Annotated in this window: 12 protein-coding genes and 2 pseudogenes; 1 reads left to right on the forward strand and 13 read right to left on the reverse strand. The window is 45.2% G+C overall.

All coding sequences use genetic code 11. The features are described 5' to 3' along the window. Positions 1 to 8: 8 nt before the first annotated feature. The 9 genes and pseudogenes from BLL41_RS21230 to BLL41_RS21270 all read right to left on the reverse strand — a co-directional run. Positions 9 to 791, reverse strand: a complete 783-nt coding sequence (locus BLL41_RS21230; protein ID WP_071579323.1) for an enoyl-CoA hydratase — start codon at positions 789 to 791, stop codon at positions 9 to 11. Between the two features lie 20 nt (positions 792 to 811). Beyond that, complete coding sequence (gene ldeG / locus BLL41_RS21235) at positions 812 to 1711, reverse strand: hydroxymethylglutaryl-CoA lyase (protein WP_071579324.1); 900 nt, start codon at positions 1709 to 1711, stop codon at positions 812 to 814. Between the two features lie 14 nt (positions 1712 to 1725). Next, the gene (locus BLL41_RS21240; RefSeq protein WP_071579325.1) at positions 1726 to 1947 is read right to left on the reverse strand and encodes an acetyl-CoA carboxylase biotin carboxyl carrier protein subunit; all 222 of its coding nucleotides are present in this window, start codon (positions 1945 to 1947) and stop codon (positions 1726 to 1728) included. Between the two features lie 14 nt (positions 1948 to 1961). Further along, on the reverse strand, positions 1962 to 3296 hold the full coding sequence (locus BLL41_RS21245; protein ID WP_071579326.1) for an acetyl-CoA carboxylase biotin carboxylase subunit: 1335 nt from the start codon (positions 3294 to 3296) through the stop codon (positions 1962 to 1964). A gap of 9 nt (positions 3297 to 3305) precedes the next feature. Continuing rightward, complete coding sequence (locus tag BLL41_RS21250) at positions 3306 to 4955, reverse strand: AMP-binding protein (RefSeq protein WP_071579327.1); 1650 nt, start codon at positions 4953 to 4955, stop codon at positions 3306 to 3308. 43 nt (positions 4956 to 4998) lie between these two features. After that, positions 4999 to 6141 carry an acyl-CoA dehydrogenase family protein gene (locus BLL41_RS21255; RefSeq protein ID WP_071579328.1) on the reverse strand — a complete coding sequence of 381 codons (1143 nt, stop codon included), beginning with the start codon at positions 6139 to 6141 and terminating at the stop codon, positions 4999 to 5001. Between the two features lie 90 nt (positions 6142 to 6231). Further along, complete coding sequence (locus tag BLL41_RS21260; RefSeq protein ID WP_071579333.1) at positions 6232 to 6537, reverse strand: DUF5367 family protein; 306 nt, start codon at positions 6535 to 6537, stop codon at positions 6232 to 6234. 108 nt (positions 6538 to 6645) lie between these two features. Continuing rightward, entirely contained in the window at positions 6646 to 7227 is a 582-nt protein-coding gene (locus tag BLL41_RS21265) for a TetR/AcrR family transcriptional regulator (RefSeq protein WP_071579329.1), read from the reverse strand. 108 nt (positions 7228 to 7335) lie between these two features. Next, positions 7336 to 7613: pseudogene (locus BLL41_RS21270) on the reverse strand (GNAT family N-acetyltransferase); the annotation flags it as partial. Between BLL41_RS21270 and BLL41_RS23370 the strand changes: the two are divergent. Beyond that, positions 7587 to 7801 (forward strand): annotated as a pseudogene (locus tag BLL41_RS23370) (GNAT family N-acetyltransferase); the annotation flags it as partial. The pseudogenes BLL41_RS21270 and BLL41_RS23370 overlap by 27 nt on opposite strands. Before the next feature lie 34 nt (positions 7802 to 7835). On the opposite strand, the gene BLL41_RS21280 reads toward BLL41_RS23370, so the two are convergent. From BLL41_RS21280 to BLL41_RS21295, 4 genes are all read right to left on the reverse strand, one after another. Continuing rightward, entirely contained in the window at positions 7836 to 9368 is a 1533-nt protein-coding gene (locus BLL41_RS21280) for a glycoside hydrolase family 10-like protein (protein ID WP_071579330.1), read from the reverse strand. Between the two features lie 153 nt (positions 9369 to 9521). Further along, complete coding sequence (locus BLL41_RS21285; RefSeq protein ID WP_071579331.1) at positions 9522 to 9914, reverse strand: DUF1360 domain-containing protein; 393 nt, start codon at positions 9912 to 9914, stop codon at positions 9522 to 9524. Between the two features lie 111 nt (positions 9915 to 10025). Next, positions 10026 to 13853: a non-ribosomal peptide synthetase gene (locus BLL41_RS21290; protein WP_083428095.1), complete on the reverse strand. Its 3828-nt coding sequence runs from the start codon at positions 13851 to 13853 to the stop codon at positions 10026 to 10028. Positions 13854 to 13860: 7 nt separating this feature from the next. Then, on the reverse strand, positions 13861 to 18029 hold a 4169-nt coding region (locus BLL41_RS21295), incomplete at its 5' end, for a non-ribosomal peptide synthetase (RefSeq protein WP_141770219.1).

Raw genomic sequence — 18029 nt, forward strand, 5'->3', positions numbered from 1 at the left:
CCTCCCTTTTATATTCCCTTATATACGGCCCGTCTTTTTTCTTGAAACGCCTGAAGTCCTTCTCTCCTGTCTTTTGAAGGAATGGTATGTTCATACGCCTTTTGTTCAATCGCAAGACCTGTAGCGAGATCTGTCTCCAATCCTTTATTGATCGCGAATTTAGCTTGACGGACAGCGATCGGCCCGTTGGCAGAAATGGCTGCAGCCAGTTCCTCTGCTTTTGGCATAAGGTCACAAGGAGCCGTGACATGCTCTACAAGGCCTATCTCTTTTGCTTCATGAGCGGTTACGCGTCTGCCGGTATAAATTAATTCTTTGGCTTTTCCTCTGCCAATCAGCCGGGGCAGTCTTTGGGTCCCTCCAGCGCCTGGGATAATGGCTAACCCTGTTTCTGGGAGTCCCAGCACAGCTGATTCAGATGCAATTCGAAGATCGCATGCCAATGCCAATTCTAGCCCGCCTCCTAATGCGCTGCCGTTTATCGCGGCTATGATTGGCTGCGGCAAGGCATCAAGTAAAGCCGCCGTTCTTTGAATGAGAGATACACTTTCCAGAACCTGATCTTCTTTTAGCTTTATTCGTTCTTTCAGGTCTGCCCCCGCACAAAACGCTTTTTCGCCGGTGCCTGTGAGGATGACGCAGCGAATGTTTGAGTTGAATTCAATTTCCTGAAGACTCATTTGCAGGTTTCTAAGCATTTCTGCTGAAAGAGCATTTGCCGATTGAGGCCTGTTTAAGGTGATCAACGCAATATGTTCATTTTTAACAGTGAAAAGAATAGATTCTCCCATTGTATGCGTCCTCTCTTTTATCAAGATGATTTAAATACTTGTAAATTTCGGCTCGGCAGCTGTTTGCCCATTTTTTCTTCAATCCATTTGGCTGCAGATAGCAGTTTTTCGAGCTTTACATTTGTTTTGATGCCCATCTGTTCTAGCATGTACACGATATCCTCAGTTGCAGCGTTTCCTGATGAACCTGGCGCATATGGACATCCACCAAGCCCGCCTGCCGAGCCGTCGAACACCGTGATGCCCATTTGGAGCGCTGTGACTATGTTGGCGAGTGCCGTTCCTCGCGTATCATGAAAATGCAGGGCGATTTGATTCGCGGGGAATCGTGTCAATAGAGCTTCAAGTACAGTTTCAACCTGGGCGGGATTAGCCGCTCCAATCGTATCTCCAAGTGACAGTTCAGAAATTCCGAATTCTAATAGAGCGTCAGTAAGGCGAATAACTTGTTCAACGGGGACATCTTTTTCGTATGGACAGCCGAAAACAGTCGAGAGGTATGCTCTTGTTGTGAGGTTTGCTTTTTTTGCGTCATTGTTTACTTGTTTGAGTACACGAAGAGTTTCAGAAGTGGATTTATTGATGTTTTTTCTGTTGTGCGTTTCGCTGGCGGACATAAAAACGCAAGCTTCGTTAATGCCTCCTTCAAGCGCATTCTCCAGTCCTTTTTGATTAGGGACAAGTGCCGCGTACGTCACCCCTTTTTCACGGTCGATGCCTTTTGCCACATCAATAGCATCTCGAAGCGCCGGAATCCATTTCGGATGAACGAAGGATGTGATTTCAATATACGAAAGCCCTGTCCGGGAAAGCTGGTTGATCCAGGTTATTTTATCTTTTGTTTCGATCCATATGGACTCGTTTTGTAAACCGTCACGCGGGCCGACTTCTTTGATTGTCACTTTTTTAGGATATGACATGGTCTTCCTCCAAATTATTGAGTGGAATCGCTTAGTTCGAGCAGTACGTCGCCTTCATTTACAAAGTCGCCTTCATTTTTTTTGACTTCTTTTACGATTCCGCTTCTATCTGCAACGATCGGGATTTCCATTTTCATCGATTCCAAAATGGCAACCTCCTGGCCTTTTTCAATTTTGTCGCCGGCTTTGACGTGGACTTTCCACAGGTTTCCTGCCATTTGTATGCTAACTGTCATAACAACTGCCTCCTTTATAGGTGTTGTTTCAAAAAGTCAGTCGTAATATCCCCTTCTTTAAATGTCTTTGATGCCGCAGCCTGTATGAGAAGCGGAAGATTTGTTTTGATTCCTTCTACACGGTAGTCGCGAAGCGCTGTCTCCAGTTTTTCAATTGCTTCTGTTCTGGACTGGCCTTTGACGATCATCTTAGCGATCATCGGGTCATAAAAAGGGGTAACAATGCTGTCTTTTGCTACCGCACATTCGTGTCTGACTCCTTTATGGTCTGGGAGTGACAACGCAGTGATCGTGCCTGGTGACGGGTAGAAGGTCTTGGGGTCTTCCGCGTATATTCTAACCTCTATCGCATGCCCGTTTCGTTTGATGTCTTTTTGAGAGAATGTGAGTGTATGGCCCGCAGCAATTCGCAGCTGCTGCTCAACTAAGTCAAGGCCTGTTATTTCTTCAGTCACGGGGTGTTCAACTTGCAGTCTCGTATTCATTTCGAGGAAATAAAAATTTTGCTTTTGGTCAACTATAAATTCGATGGTGCCTGCGTTCGTATAGCCAATCGCCTTTGCTGCTTTTACTGCCGTTTGCCCAATCCTCATTCTTAGTTCATCGTCTACAAATGGAGACGGCGCTTCTTCAATGACTTTTTGGTGGCGTCTCTGAACTGAGCAATCGCGTTCAAACAGATGTACTGTATGGCCGTGTTGATCGGCTAAAAGCTGAACTTCGATATGGCGTGCATGTTCAATGACTTTTTCTATATACATTGACCCGTCACCGAAAAAATCTGCCGCGCGCTTTTTGTTCCCCTCATACGCTTTTTTTAATGCTTCTTCATTTTCAACAAGCTGCATTCCGATGCCGCCTCCGCCCGCTGAAGCTTTCAGCATGACAGGATATCCGATTTGACTAGCAGTGCGGCAGGCTGCCTCTATGTCTTCGAGGGGTTCTGAAACGCCGGGTACCACAGGGACACCCGCAGCCTCCATTGCTTTGCGCGCTTCAATTTTGCTGCCCATCTTTGCAATGATATCGGGTGAAGGTCCGATAAACACGATGTTCTCTTGCTTACAGCGTTCAGCAAATCGGCTGTTTTCTGATAACAATCCATATCCCGGGTGGATCGCGTCGGCATTTGCTTTTTTTGCCGTCTCTATGATTCTCTCTATATTTAAATAACTTTCATTGACTCTTGATTCCCCGATCAAATAAGCCTCTGTTGCGGCTTTTGTATGGGGCGCTTCCTTGTCTGCTTCTGAATAAACCGCGACTGTTTTGATGCCTAGACGGCTGCACGTTCGGATAATTCTCATTGCAATTTCTCCGCGGTTGGCGATCAGTACTTTTGTAAACATGATTTCACCTCATTGAGTTGATGATAAGTTGAACATTTCAATGGTTTTTTCTCGCAGTTTATATTTTTGAATTTTGCCTGAAGCTGTCATGGGATAGTCGTCTGTAAAAATCACATAACGCGGAATTTTGTGGCGGGCGATTTTTCCTTTGCAATAGGCTTTAAGCTCATCAGATGAAACGCTTTTACCGTCTTTTAGTTTAATCCAGGCTGCAGCCTCCTCCCCGAATTTGGCGTCAGGCACTCCAACGACCTGTACATCTAAAACAGCGGGATGCCGGTATAAAAATTCTTCAATTTCCCGCGGATAAATGTTCTCGCCACCTCTGATGAGCATATCTTTTAATCTTCCGGTGATACGGCAGTACCGGTCTTCATCCATGACAGCAAGATCTCCTGTAAATAGCCATCCGTCATGATTGATTGCTTTTCTGGTCGCTTCTTTGTCTTTATAATAGCCTTTCATGACGTGATAGCCGCGGGTGCATAGCTCTCCCTGCACGCCTCTTTGAACTTCTTGGCATGTCCCGGGCTCTACAATTTTTACTTCAGTATGTGGCAGGGCTCGGCCGGTTGTTTCGACTCTTCTTATGAAGGAATCATTTGCCCTCGTTTGCGTAATGACCGGTGAGGCTTCTGTTTGTCCATAGGCGATCGTAATGTCTTTCATGCCCATCCTTTCAATCACAGCTTTCATTACTTCACTTGGACAGGGAGAGCCGGCCATGATGCCTGTTCGGAGCGTTGATAGATCATATGCATCAAAATCCGGATGATGCAGCTCGGCGATAAACATGGTAGGCACACCATGCAGCGCTGTGCATTTCTCTTTTTCTACCGTTTTAAGGACGGTAACGGGATCAAATTCTGGAACAGGTATCATGGCTGCCCCGACGGACACACATGCCAAAACCCCGAGCACGCATCCGAAGCAGTGAAAAAACGGAACCGGGATGCACATGCGGTCTTGAGAGGATAAAGCCATACATTCAGCGATATTGGCAGCGTTATTGATGACATTAAAATGGGTCAGCATCACGCCTTTAGGAAACCCTGTTGTTCCTGATGTGTATTGCATGTTAATCACATCGTCTTTATCCAGGCCGTTCATTCTTGCTTTCAGCTCAGCATCTGTCACTGTTTTCGCCAATATCTTTATATCGTCCCAATGATACAAGCCAGGCAATCGTTTATTGCCAATATAGATCAGCGTTTTTAAAAAGGGATATCGTTCAGATTTCAGTTGGCCGGGCTTTGCTTCTTGCAGTTCTGGTATTAAACTGTTCACGATGTCTGGATAAGAAGTGCCTCTGTATGAATCCATGATGATAAGTGCCGCGGCATCCGATTGCTTTAACAAGTAATCAAGCTCGTGTGCTTGATAATTGGTATTGACGGTTACGAGCACGGCTCCGATCTTCGCAGTTGCGAACTGGACGGCAAGCCATTCAGGGATATTAGAAGCCCATATGGCGACGTGGTCTCCTTTTCCAATCCCCATCCGCATGAGACCTTTAGCGGTTTGGCGGCACAGACTGTCAAATTGGGCGTAAGTATAGCGGATATTTCGGTCTGGATAAACAACCGCGTCTCGATCGGCATGCGCTTCAGCTGTTTGTTCCAGCAGCCTGCCAATTGTGGAATGGATGAGTTCAGCCATTGATTGTTCCTCCTTTCTTAATAATTAGAAAGCGTTTACATTTTCATTTTAAAAGCTGTCTGGCGATCACGAGACGCTGAATTTCAGATGTGCCTTCACCGATTTCCATTAATTTTGCATCCCGCAGCATCCGTTCCACCCCGTACTCTTTCATATATCCTGAACCTCCATGGATTTGAATGGCTTGATTGCAAGCTCTAGTCGCCATTTCAGATGCGAACAGCTTGGCGTACGCCGCTTCTTTTGTAAACGGGCGGTTATGGTCTTTCAGCCAGGCGGCTTTTAACACCATTTGCCGTGCCAGATCAATTTCCATCGCCATGTCAGCAAGCTTAAATTGAATCGCTTGAAAGGAAGAAATCGGCTGTCCAAATTGCTTCCTTTCTTTCGCATATGCCAATGATGCGTCAAGTGCCGCCTGGGCAATGCCAACCGCAAGAGCAGCAATGGAGATTCGCCCGCCGTCCAGCGTATATAGAAATTGTTTAAATCCTTTTGTTGGATCGCCGAGTAAGTTGCCTGCAGGCACTCTTACATCCTCAAGCAAAATTTCTGCTGTATTCGAACCGCGTACGCCCATTTTATCGTAGGGGCTCGTAATCGTAAGTCCTTGTGTGTCAGTCGGCACAATCAATGCGGAGATGATGTTTTTTCCGTCTTTGTTTTTGCCTGTTACCGCGGTCACAATAACTGTGCGTGCGTAGCTTGCATTTGTGATCCAGCACTTTTCGCCGTTGATTACATATTCGTCACCATTTGAAATCGCTTTTGTTTGAGTGCCTCCCGCATCTGAGCCGGCATTTGGTTCCGTCAGGCCGAATGATCCGAGTGCTGTGCCCGAAGCCAGCGGCGTCAAATGCGTCCGTTTTTGTTCTTCTGTTCCAAAGTAATAAAGAGGGCTGGCGCCTAATGAGACCGCTGCAGCGTAGCTTAATCCAGTACTGCCGCAAGCTTTGCCCACTTCTTCAACCGCTAAGGCATATGAAATCGTATCACCGCCAGATCCGCCGTACTCTTCTGGAAATGGAATACCCATCAGTCCGAGTTCACCCATTTTTTTAAATGTTTGGATCGGGAACTCGCCCGTTTGATCTACATGTTCAGCGTGAGGAGCAATTTCTTTTTTCGCAAAATCTTTTACCATTTCACGCACCATTTGTTGTTCTTTTGTCAGCTCAAAATTCACGTCGTTTCCTCCTTCACATCTTTGTAACATCCTATTAGGCGAGTTCTATAATCATTCCCTGACAAGAAAAGTCTGAAAATTAAAACTGGATCATTTTTTATGTGATAATATCAGCGGAATGAGCAAATACATGCCGTAGGCGCAGACCATCCATATCGCAAACGCAATGACTTGGCCCTTTGATAGAGCCGGGAAGATGATAGGATGATTCCAAAGGGAAAGCGTATCAATCAATAAACCGACCACTGACCCCCATATACCGAGTTTGATCACCGCGTACTGTGATCGGTCGAGTTTTTGATAGAGAAAGAATACAAGGCATAAAACAAGAGCGGTGCCCGCTTCCAAGAGAAGAAAGTTCGGCAAAAAGGCTTCTTCAGCCGGATCAGTCAACACAGCGTCTCCGAACAGAACAAAAAATAATGTGGCACCTAACCAAACTAGAAATGAAAACGTAAGGACAAGTCTTAATTGATGGGTAAACATGTTTGATCTCCTTTCGTGTTACATCATTTTTTCAGTCAGCTTCACCAGCATCCATTCGAGCTCTTGATAGACATCTTCGGTTGAAAAATCATCAGAGACGAGAGACTGAATAGCAAGCCCGTCAATTAAAGCATTCAGCATGATCCCCCATGTTGTTAAGGAAACGCCGTCAATTGGAGATGTGCCCCACAATCGAGTGAGCTCTTCTGTCAGAAGTTGATTTTCGGATTGTAAGAGATGACTTAGCTGTTCTTTGATTCGTTCATTTTGAAATCCTGATACGGTCAGCGTTAAAAATAGCCGGTGGAAATCAGCACTATCTTTCGTTCGAGATTTTGCGGACAACAGTGCTTCTCTCAGCTTTTCGATTGACGAAAGGCGGCTGTTTTTTACGTTCGCCCAAGAGCTGCCGCACACGTGGCGAACTACCTCCAGCATGAGGTTTTCTTTCGTGCGGAAATGATAATAAACCGTTCCTTGGCTGACATTGGCTTGTTCTGCAACAGATTTTAACGTCAGTTTTTCTATACCGTTTTCTGAGATGCATTTCTTGGCTGATTCAATGAGTGTCTCTTTTGAAACGACATTTGGTTTTGCCATGGCGATCCTCCTTATGAATCAGTTAGTTAAATAACTAACTCTTACAATTACTATAATATGGAATGTCTGGAGATTCAATACGGATGATTCCCCCTTTTGAATAAATATTTACATGAACTCGTTCTTTAGAATGCCGTAGATTTCTAAATCAACGACTCCTTTGCCAGACCAATAGGAAGCTTGTCTGATGACGCCTTCCTTTATAAATATGTTTTTGAAGAGGACGTTTTTTGAAGCACTATTTTCAGGCATGACTTCAGCCTGTATTCTGTTTACATTGACTTTATGAAATAAAAACTCTATCACCATACTGACAGATTCGGTGGCAATGCTTTTCCCCAATAGTTCTCAGCTAAGAAATACCCAATGGATACCATGTTTACTTTAAGCAAGGGAGAGACTCACAGAATGTGGAAGCGGTGTTTGCACATTTTCCAGCATTGGAATCGAGAACCTAGTACTAAGTAAAATTGAAGAGATCCATGTACAGGACGTGTTTTCGATCTATGATAATGAAAAAGTATTCGAGTACTGCGGGATCGTCCCGAAACATAACATAAAATCAATTTTTAAAAAAAGACGACTTCGAAAGCCGTCCTTCTCATTTCTTATTTTGTTGTTCGTTTGGAAGCCTTGCTTTCGTTATGAAGCCGGTCTGCTGATGTGACATAATACGTATATTTCTTGTTAGGATCTCCCGTGTTATCTAAGAAGGTTTGCTGCTCATGTGTTTTTCTTTGCGTTGCCAGCAATGTTTTGTGCTTTTTCTCTTCGGCTCTGTATATTGCATAATAGGCTGTTTCTTTCGTTTTTTGATTTGATGGATGGTCTTTAATCTGCAGAAGATTGCCGTTTTTGTTTTCGATGACTTTCGTAAGCTTCGGTTTTTTTGGAGCGGTTCTGTCAAGCCAAGGCATTTGTGGAACCAATGCCGGCTTGCTGTAAAGATCAGTGATGAGCCTGTCTTTGATGCCAAGCGGATTTTTGTTGAGGTCCTTGAGGCTGAAATGCATGCTTCCTTTCACCAGCTCAAGCTGTTGGTTCAAAGTGATTTGCCGCACATATTCCTCGGGGTCGGACCAAGGCGGATCAAAATTGTTATTGATTTTATATGCTGCCTGGCCAATATATAAGTGAACAGGCCTATTTTTAACTTCATTGCTCCACCAATCAGCCAGCACGTCGTAAGCCGCTGCGTTAAAGCCGATACTCCAATAAATTTGCGGAGCGATATAATCGATGTCACCTTCTTGGATCCAATGTCTTGTGTCTGCATATAGGTCGTCATAATTTCTGACGCCTGCTTTTGTATTCGATCCGGTCGGGTCATCAGCGGCGTTTCTCCATACGCCAAAGGGACTGATGCCAAATTTGACATACGGTTTTGCAGCTTTAATTGTTTGGTTGATTTGTTTGACAAGCTGGTTCACATTGTCCCGCCGCCAGTCATCAATATTAGAAAAAGCGTGTTTTCCGTATTGTTCATACTGTGCTTGATCAGGAAATTCCTTTCCCGCTATTTTATAAGGGTAAAAATAATCATCCATATGAACGGCATCGATATCATAATGTTTGACGACTTCTTCAATGCCTTTAACGATAAAATCTCTCGCTTCTGGGATGCCTGGATGGTAATACAGCTGGTTTCCGTAGGCGGCAACCCAGTCTGGATGTTTTCTTGCCGGGTGATCTTCAGACAATTTATTAAGATCTGTATGATTCATCGTAATACGGTAAGGATTAAACCAGGCGTGAAATTCCAAATTGCGTTTGTGGGTTTCTTCAATCATAAATGCAAGCGGATCATAGCCCGGGTCTTTCCCTTGGACACCTGTTAAGTATTCAGACCAAGGTCCGTAAGCGGACGGATAAAAGGCATCAGCCGTTGGTTTAATCTGAACAATAACGGCATTCATCCCCATTTTTTGTACATCATCCAGCAGTTTGCTATACTCCTGCTTTTGCTTTTCAACCGATAACCCTTTTTTTGACGGCCAATCAATGTTCAATACGGAAGCTATCCATACGGCTCTCAGCTCCCTGTCAGACTGCGCATTGGCCATAAACGGAACGGAGATGACAAACGTTCCGACGATCAAGCTGACAAGGAAACGGACAATCGACTTTTGGCAAACCTTCATTCTGTTTCTTCTCCCCCATTACATCACTTTCACTATTCGCTATTACGGTATTCCCGGGCTATAAAAGGGTGATTAACAGAATGAAGAAATCAGGATTTATGTCTATCTCACTAAATAAACGAAAAAAGTCCTAAAGCATGTTGTGAGCCGCTTTTAGGACTTTTTATCATTCATCATGGTTTGCAGGTTTTTTAACACATCAATGAGTTTTACGCCGACACCGACAGCCGTTTCTAGGATCGCTTGTGCTCCGGCGATGGCTAAAATAAAGATAAGCGGTATTGCAATACGAGGCAAAAAAAGATAGCCAAGTCCGATCAAGATGGCACACCAAACACCGGCACACCAGTAGCAATTGAGCATGTATCCAAAGTTAGAAGCCGGCACGCTTTTTTCGTCTACATGCCCGTTTTGATCAACAATCCTTTTCTTTTTCATAAAAGGTTTTCGGATAAATTCTGTGATTTTGTCGAATACAATCAAATGTGTCAGCCTGTAACTGGCTAGAATCAGCATGATAAATGTAAGAAAAGATAGGTGATCCATGAGAAGCCTCCAAGAAAAAGGATGATGTTATCATTCCCTAGTGTCCTTTATCCATTCTTGATACAAAAAGAAAGACGGACAGAGAATGCATGCCTCTGTCCGCTAATTCGCTTATCGTTTTTGCAGTATCGCGTTATTTAAAGCGATCTTGTCTATTATGTCGAGGATGATGTCAGCATTTTTTTCAGCATATGTGCCTTCCAGCATGTCTTTATGAGCGCCAAAGCCCGTGTACTCACTGTAGGTTCCGCAGGCGCCTTCCCATTTCGTCAAGCCTGTATGCCCGCTGGTTTCGGTTTGAATTCCAGCTTCAATGAAATGAATGTTTGCTTTGATGCGCCCTTCATTCAGCAATTGTGCCCAATATGCCTGATAGTTTCTTTTTTTCTTGATCACCTTTTCTCTGACCGCTTCAGGCAGATATGCTGCAGATTCGTCATTCCTGGTATCGATAGGCAAAGATTGTTTTTTTAGATAAGCGTCCACGATAATGAAGTCGCTGACTTCCAATCCTTTGCGCTCCATAGCCTGTGCCACTTCAAAAGCCAGATTTCCGCCTGCGGAGTAGCCTAATAAAACGTATGAGCCTTCAGGCTGTATGTCCGTGATGCAATTAACATATTGTTCAATGCGGGTGTCGTGTTCAATAAAGTGAAATCCGTAGACAGATGCCTTGTCATTCAGCAATAAAGCAAGGTCTTTGAAATAAATGCCAAATCCTGATATCGGCGGGAAGCAGAATAGGTTTTGCACGCCGTGCTGGTTCAATTTGATCACATGCTGTTCATTTGCGGCTGTCAGCTGTTTAGAGTAAAGTGTTTTGGCAAGCTGAGCGATTGTCGGATGTTCGAATAACAAATCAATCGGTATATCAATTTGCTGCTGGTGCTTCAGTGTGTGTATGACCTGCAGCGCTTTTAGTGAATGTCCGCCTAGAGCAAAGAAGTCATCATCAATACTGATTGTGTTAACACCGAGAACTTGTTTCCAAATGTTCGCCAATTCTTCCTCAACCAAGTTTCTTGGCAATGTGATGTCCTTCCGTTTGTCAGGCTTATTTTCTGGAATAGGAAGAGCGCTGCGGTCTATTTTTCCGTTTCCAGTAAGCGGCATCCGTTTCACAGGCACCCAGTGCTGCGGGATCATATAGTCTGGAAGCACACGCGCCAAATCGACACGTATTTCCTTTTCTGTTCGTTTGTCATCGCCGACGTAATGAGCGTACAGCTGTCCCTCTCCGTCAATTTCTCTCATTGTCACTGCCGCTTCCTGCACGCCTTCCATTTCTAACAGACGCGCTTCAATTTCGGCGGGCTCAATTCGTTTTCCGCGGATTTTGATCTGCCTGTCGATCCTGCTGATGTATTCTAAGTTTCCATCGGGCAGCCAGCGCGCCAGATCACCGGTACGGTATATTTTTTCTCCAGGCAAGAAAGGATGTGGAGAAAAAACAGCATTTGTCAGGTCATCTCTGTTCAAATAGCCTTTAGCGACTCCATCGCCGCCTACACAAAGCTCGCCGGGAACGCCTATTGGCAAAAGTTGCCCTTTTGCATCTAAGATATAAGCGGTGCTATTGCTGATTGGTTTCCCAATCGGAATCGGCCCTGCATAGTCTCTTTTCATCTTAAAAAAGGTTGAAAATGTCGTGTTTTCCGTAGGTCCGTAAATATTATGAAGCGCGAGATCAGGACAGGCGTGTCTGACAGCATTCATCAGCGCAGGAGAGAGTGCTTCTCCTCCGACATATAACGTATGGAGCCCGCTGAACATGTCTGCTTGTACCTGTGCCAGCTGATTAAAAAGAGCTGTCGTTAAAAATAGCACTGTGATGCCATTTTCAATCAAATATGCCCCAAACCGATCAGGTGACAGCAGTGTCGATTTATCAATGATATGAAGGCTTGCGCCATGTAAAAGCGCCCCGAACATTTCAAAGGTGACGGCGTCAAAGCTGATAGATCCAGTCAGAATAAATCGGTCATCACCAGACGCAGACGTATAATTGTTATTGCTGACAAGGGACACGACATTGCGATTGGTGATCATGACACCTTTCGGCCGGCCTGTTGATCCTGAGGTATACATGATGTATGCAAGATCATCCGGGCTGGAGCTGATGTTGATAGGATCGTTCTCTTTCAACAATCCCTGCGCATCTGAAATGATACATGTTCCTGAGAACGCAGCGTTTTGCTCCAGCCCCTTTTGAACAATCAGCATTTTTGCTTGCGTTTCCTCAAGCATAAAGCTGACTCGTTCAGGAGGGAGCTCAGCATCAAGCGGGAGGTATGCTCCCCCTGCTTTTAAAACGGCAAGCACACTGATCATGAATTCGGGAGAATGAGCAGCCAATATTCCGGCTGTCTCGTTTTTCCGAAACCCTTTTTGACATAACTCTCCGGCGAGTGAATTAGAGCGTTTATCAAGCTCTTCATACGAAAAAGACATATTCCCATACACAAGTGCGGTATGGTCTGGCGTTTTTTCTGCTTGTTCTCGAAATAAATCGATAATTGTATGATTCTTTGGATACTCTGTTTTTGTATTGTTGAACTGTGTGACAATCTGCTCTTTTTCTGTAGCATCAAGAAAAGAAAAATCAGCAATTGGCGTATCAGGGTGATGGGCCGCTGTGCTTAGCGCTTGTGTAAATTGCCTTTTGATACAGCTAATCCAGGCAGCATCGTAAATGAACGCATTATAGCTGAATTTGATGATCAGTTCTTCGCCGGGAGCAACGACTAGATTAAAGTTATATCCTGATTGCTCAGATACCTTCACTTGATCGATTTGCAGTGGTGAATCCGCGGAATCGGCGATTTTCTGCTGTATCGGATAGTTTTCAAAGACAATAATGTGATCAATCAGTTCCTGTTTTAATGCGGTGTTTGCCTGAATATCAAATAGAGGCTGGCAGGTGAACGGCTCAGCTTCCAGCATTTCTTTCTGGCATCGTCTGAGCAGTTCTTGGAACGTTTCGTCTTGCTGTGTTTTAATGCGAACCGGAATGGTATTGATAAACAATCCTATCATTTGCTCCACGCCCGGAATTTCTGACGGTCTGCCTGATACAACCGCACCAAATACAACGTCGTCGGTGCGGTTATATTGCTGGAGCATAACGCCCCAGACGGCCTGGATTAGGGTAGCGAGGGTGACGCCGTGTTGTTTGGCAGTCTCTTTCAGCTTGTCAGTCAGTGACTTACTTAATGAAAATACCAAATCTTCACGGAGATACCCCTCTTTTGTTTCTTCATCAGACACACGAGGCAGCGGTGATGGGGTGCTGTAGTTTTTTAAATATGAATCCCAGTACTCCGCCGCTGTTTCTTTGTCACGGTTTGTCAGCCAGGAAATATAGGTGCTGTATGGACGGACAGGGGCTAAAGAAAGTGTTTTACCTGTACAGATAGATTGATAAATCTGCATAAATTCCTGAAGAACGATGCCAAGGCACCAGCCGTCCATTAAAATGTGATGATGGCTCCAGACACAGACATGCTCATCTTTAGCTGTTTTGAACAGAGAAATCCGCATCAGCATGTCTTTTTGCAAATCAAAGCCTTTTTGTTTGTCTCTTTCCTTAAAGCATTCAATATACTCATTCTGGTCGTTTGGTGGCAGATGGGAAATGTCTTCGCTGCACAAATGAAATTCGCGTTCTGTCATCACGACTTGCCGAGGTCCCGACAAATGCGGGACGTGCGGCAAAAAAACGGTTCTGAAAATGTCATGGCGGTCGATGATGGTTTGAATGCTGCGCTGAAACCATTCATAGCTGAGGCTTCCTTTAATGGTGAAGAGCGACTGTTCAACGTATGCTCCCTCCTCTTTACGGAGGAAGGAATGAAAGAGCATTCCCTCCTGCATGTGACTCAGAGGATAAATGTTCTTAATTTTTTTGATGTTATCCATAATGTCTGCACCTTTCTTCACGGATTCATTAGTGAAAACTGAGCATATCAGCAATCTCTTGCAGGGCGTCCTCGGTTAGTTCTTGATCATCGAAATCACTGATAGTCTTTTCTGTTTCTCTTTTGTTTTGGCAGTGTTCAATCAGCTGTAATAAAAATTGACGGCATTTTTCGCTAAGCTGTTCGATGGTTTTATGCTGAAAACGGGTAGTGTCATAAGTCATATTGACAGTCATTTTCCCTTCTGCAGCGATTGCACTGATATCCAGTAACTGTTCACGATTCCATGTTGTGCTGATATCATCCCCTGCACCCAGCGGAGAGAATGAGAAGGCGTCTTCTTCAGGTGCTTCAGCTGGGCTGCTGCTTTCAAATTGCCCCAGATAATTGAAGCTGATTTCTGGCGCATGTATGAAATCGATGTCTTTTTTGTCAGGCGGCGTCAAGTATTTAATGACACCGTAGCCGAATCCTTTGTCCGGTACGCGTCTCAGTGTATCTTTTGTTGTTTTTAGCACATGAACCATGTATTCTTCCGAATCTGGAAAGTCTGTGTTCAGTTTAACCAATAACGGATAAATGGCGGTAAACCATCCAACCGTACGGCTCACATCTATCCCGTCTAATACACCCTCTCGCCCGTGTCCCTCTAATGATAGTTTGAAGGCGGATCGATTGGTCCAATGGTGCAGCGCAAGAATGACAGAAGACAGCAGCATGTCCTGCGTATCAGTGTTATATGCGCTGTTGGCGTCTTTTAAGAGCGCAGCTGTCTCTTTCTCGTTTAAGGTAAACGAAATCGTGGACCGTTGTCCCACATGTACTCTAGTCTCGGCGATTTGATCAAAAGGCAGTGCCTCTGTTCGATATTCTTCGGTTTCGCGCCAATACTTAAGTTGTTTCATAAGCTGCTGGCTTTCGGCATAGTATGAGAGCTTTTTTGTGTACGCTTTGAATGAACTTGTTTTAGGCGGCAGCTGGATCTCTTCCCCGCCGGCAGCTTGGTGATAGCCTAAAGCCAAATCTTCAAGCAGCACTCGCCACGAAATACCGTCAACAACGAGGTGATGAGCAGATAAAAATAAGAAATCACCGTCAATTGTGTGAAAAAGACTGGCTTGCAGCAGCGGACCATTCTTCAAATCCATTTTCTGCTGAATATCAAGTACATGGGTTTTGATAAGAGGTTCATAAGGCCTATGACCATCAGTGCCGTCCGAAGCCGACAAATCAATAATCTGAAGGCCGTACAGCGCGTCGTCCGAATGACTGAGCGGCCGATTATATTGTCTCCACTTTCCTTGTTCATTCTGTGTAAATACCATCCGCAGCGCATCATGATGACTCGTTATTGCTTTTAACGTTTTACGAAGTGCTTCCTCTTGTACAGGAGTGCTCCGATGCAGCATAACGGACTGATTAAAATGGTGTCTTTCTTTTATATGTTGAGAAAGAAACCATTTCTGAACAGGCGACCATTGTACGTCTCCCTCAATCGCAGCTTGGCTGGAACTTGTATCTGAATCACGGATATAAGCTGCCAATTCTTGAATGGTCGGATGGCTAAACAAATCTTTTACTGCCATTTGCTTTCCTATCCGATGAAGCCGCGCGGATACCTGTAACGCTTTGATCGAATCTCCTCCAAGTTCAAAAAACGAATCAGCAGTTCCAATTTTTTCTGCCCCCAGTACTTCTGTCCATATATCCGCCAGTATTTGTTCCATCTTGCTGGCTGGGGCGAGGAATGGACGTTCAGCTCCGCTCTTCGATACGGGTTTCGGAAGTGCTCTGCGATCCAGCTTTCCGTTTGGTGACAAAGGAAGTGCATCCAGTTTTTCAATAAACGCAGGGTGCATAAACACCGGCAGCTTGTTTTGTAATTCCGAGCGTACAGTATTTGTGCTCAACTCTGGTTTTGTCACAACATAAGCGCTTAATTCGGTTTGTCCTGACGCTGTTACATGAGCAACTACTGCGGCGTCTTGTACACCGTTTATACAACGGATGACCGATTCAATTTCTTTCGTTTCTACACGGTATCCTCTGATTTTGACTTGATCATCGATTCTTCCCAGATATTCGAGTGTTCCGTCGGCCATCCATCTGGCGGCGTCTCCTGTTCGGTACATTCGTGTTTCAGGTTTGAAAGGGTTCTTTGTGAAGGCTCTCTCTGTCTGTTCCGGAAGATTGACGTACCCCCTTGCAAGCCCTGTTCCAGCTATACAAAGTTCTCCCGCAACACCGATTGGCTGAAGCTGATGACTGCTATTTAAAATCAGTACTTGAGTCCCGTCAATCGGTTGGCCGATGCTTACGCATGTCTGCTTTTCCATATGTCTCATGACGGTTGTTGCCACGCTGTTTTCTGTAGGTCCATATTCGTTGGCGAGTTCGGTATGCGGACAAATGGCCAAGCTGCGGTGGATCAATTCGCGGTCAACTGCTTCTCCCGCTAGTGTGACGACTCTAAGTGTCTTTACATCTGCCGGCTGCACTACGTCCAAAAGCGCTCGATATAAAACAGGCACAATAATCATATGTGTAATCCGGTGACGAGACAGCTGATGCTTAATGGCCAGAATGTCCTTCGCTTCCTCTTCATGAAGCAGAACTGCTTTTGCACCTGACAAAAGCGGTGTGAACATACTAGTTAAAAAGCCGTCAAATGAGAAAGAAAAGAGCTGCAGGATGGCATCTGTCTCGTTGAATGCATAAGTGTTTCGCCGCCACAGAAGCGTGTTGGCGATGCCTTTATGCTCGACCATCACCCCTTTTGGACGACCCGTCGTTCCTGAAGTATAAATGATATAAGCCAAATGATGGGCAGACGACACTTGCGGCAGCGGCGATTTGTCATATGCCTCCGCGCTCTCTATCGTCAAGATCTCCCCTTCAAAATCAGCAAGTTCTCCCCAATCCGCTTCATTTATTGTCATTAGCAGTTTCATTTCGCTGTCGCTTAGGATATAGCGTTTCCTTTCCGCCGGGTATGCAGGATCAATGGGCACGTAACAGCCTCCGGCTTTCCACACACCAAGTATGGCTGCTACCATATTGAACGAACGATGCATCATGATGCCTACTGGTGTGTCCGGTTTAACACCTCGGCTACGCAATGTACGTGCGATTCCATTTGACCACTCGTCCAACTCTTGATAAGTCAGTGTTTTGTCTCCGCTGACAAGTGCAGATGCTTTTGGTGTTCGTGCAGCTTGCTGTTCAAACAATTGACTGATTGTTTGTACTTCGTACTGATTCGCTTGCCCGGTGTTAAACTCATTGAGCAGCTGGTTCCGCTCCTCTTGTGTCAGGATGTCGATATGGTTGAGTGTCACCTCCGGATGTTTGCCGATGATGCGAAGTATATTTGTCAAGTGCGACGCCCAGCGTTCAATGGTGGTTTTCTCAAACAGTGCTGTTGAATATTCAAAAATGAAATGGATGGTTTCGTCACCCTCAGATGCTTGTAATGTCAAATCGAATTTAGACACGAGATGAGAAACTTGTACCGGTTTCATTTGCAAATCATGCAGTTGCAATGGCTCGTTATCATTATTTTGAACAACTAGCATGGCATCAAACAGCGGGTTTCTGCTCATATCCCTTGTCAATTCAAGCTTATCGACAAGCTCTTCGAACGGATAATCCTGATGCTCATAAGCTTCCAATGCAGTCTCGCGCACTTCCTGCAAATACTGTACAAATGGCTTCCCGCCCTCCGGGCGTGTCCGCAGCGCCAGCGTGTTCACAAACATGCCGAGTATCGGCTCAAGATCCTTGTGCGGCCGGCCGGCAATTGGCGAGCCGACGATGATATCTTCCTGTCCGCTTAAGCGTGACAATAACGCTGTGTAGGCCGCAAGGAGCACCATGTACAGTGTGCTTCCGTTCTCCCGTGCCAGCTTGTGAAGACCTGATACCGCTTCTTGATCAAGCGTAAATGAGACCTTGTCACCCGCGAAGCTTCGCACCGGCGGGCGGGGTTGATCAGCCGGGAGATCCAGCACTGGCAGCTCGCCCTCGAGCTGCTTCAGCCAGTACGCCTCCTGCGTTTTGTACGCGTCCCCTGTTTTAAATCCTTCTTGCCATACGGCATAATCTTTATATTGAATGTGAAGCGCCGGAAGGGTCCGGTTGTTGTACAGCTCCCCGAATTCCCGAATCAGAATGTTGACGGAAACACCGTCTGAAATGA

Origin of the sequence: Bacillus sp. FMQ74, from assembly GCF_001875785.1 — a bacterium.
Taxonomy (GTDB): domain Bacteria; phylum Bacillota; class Bacilli; order Bacillales; family Bacillaceae; genus Bacillus; species Bacillus stercoris.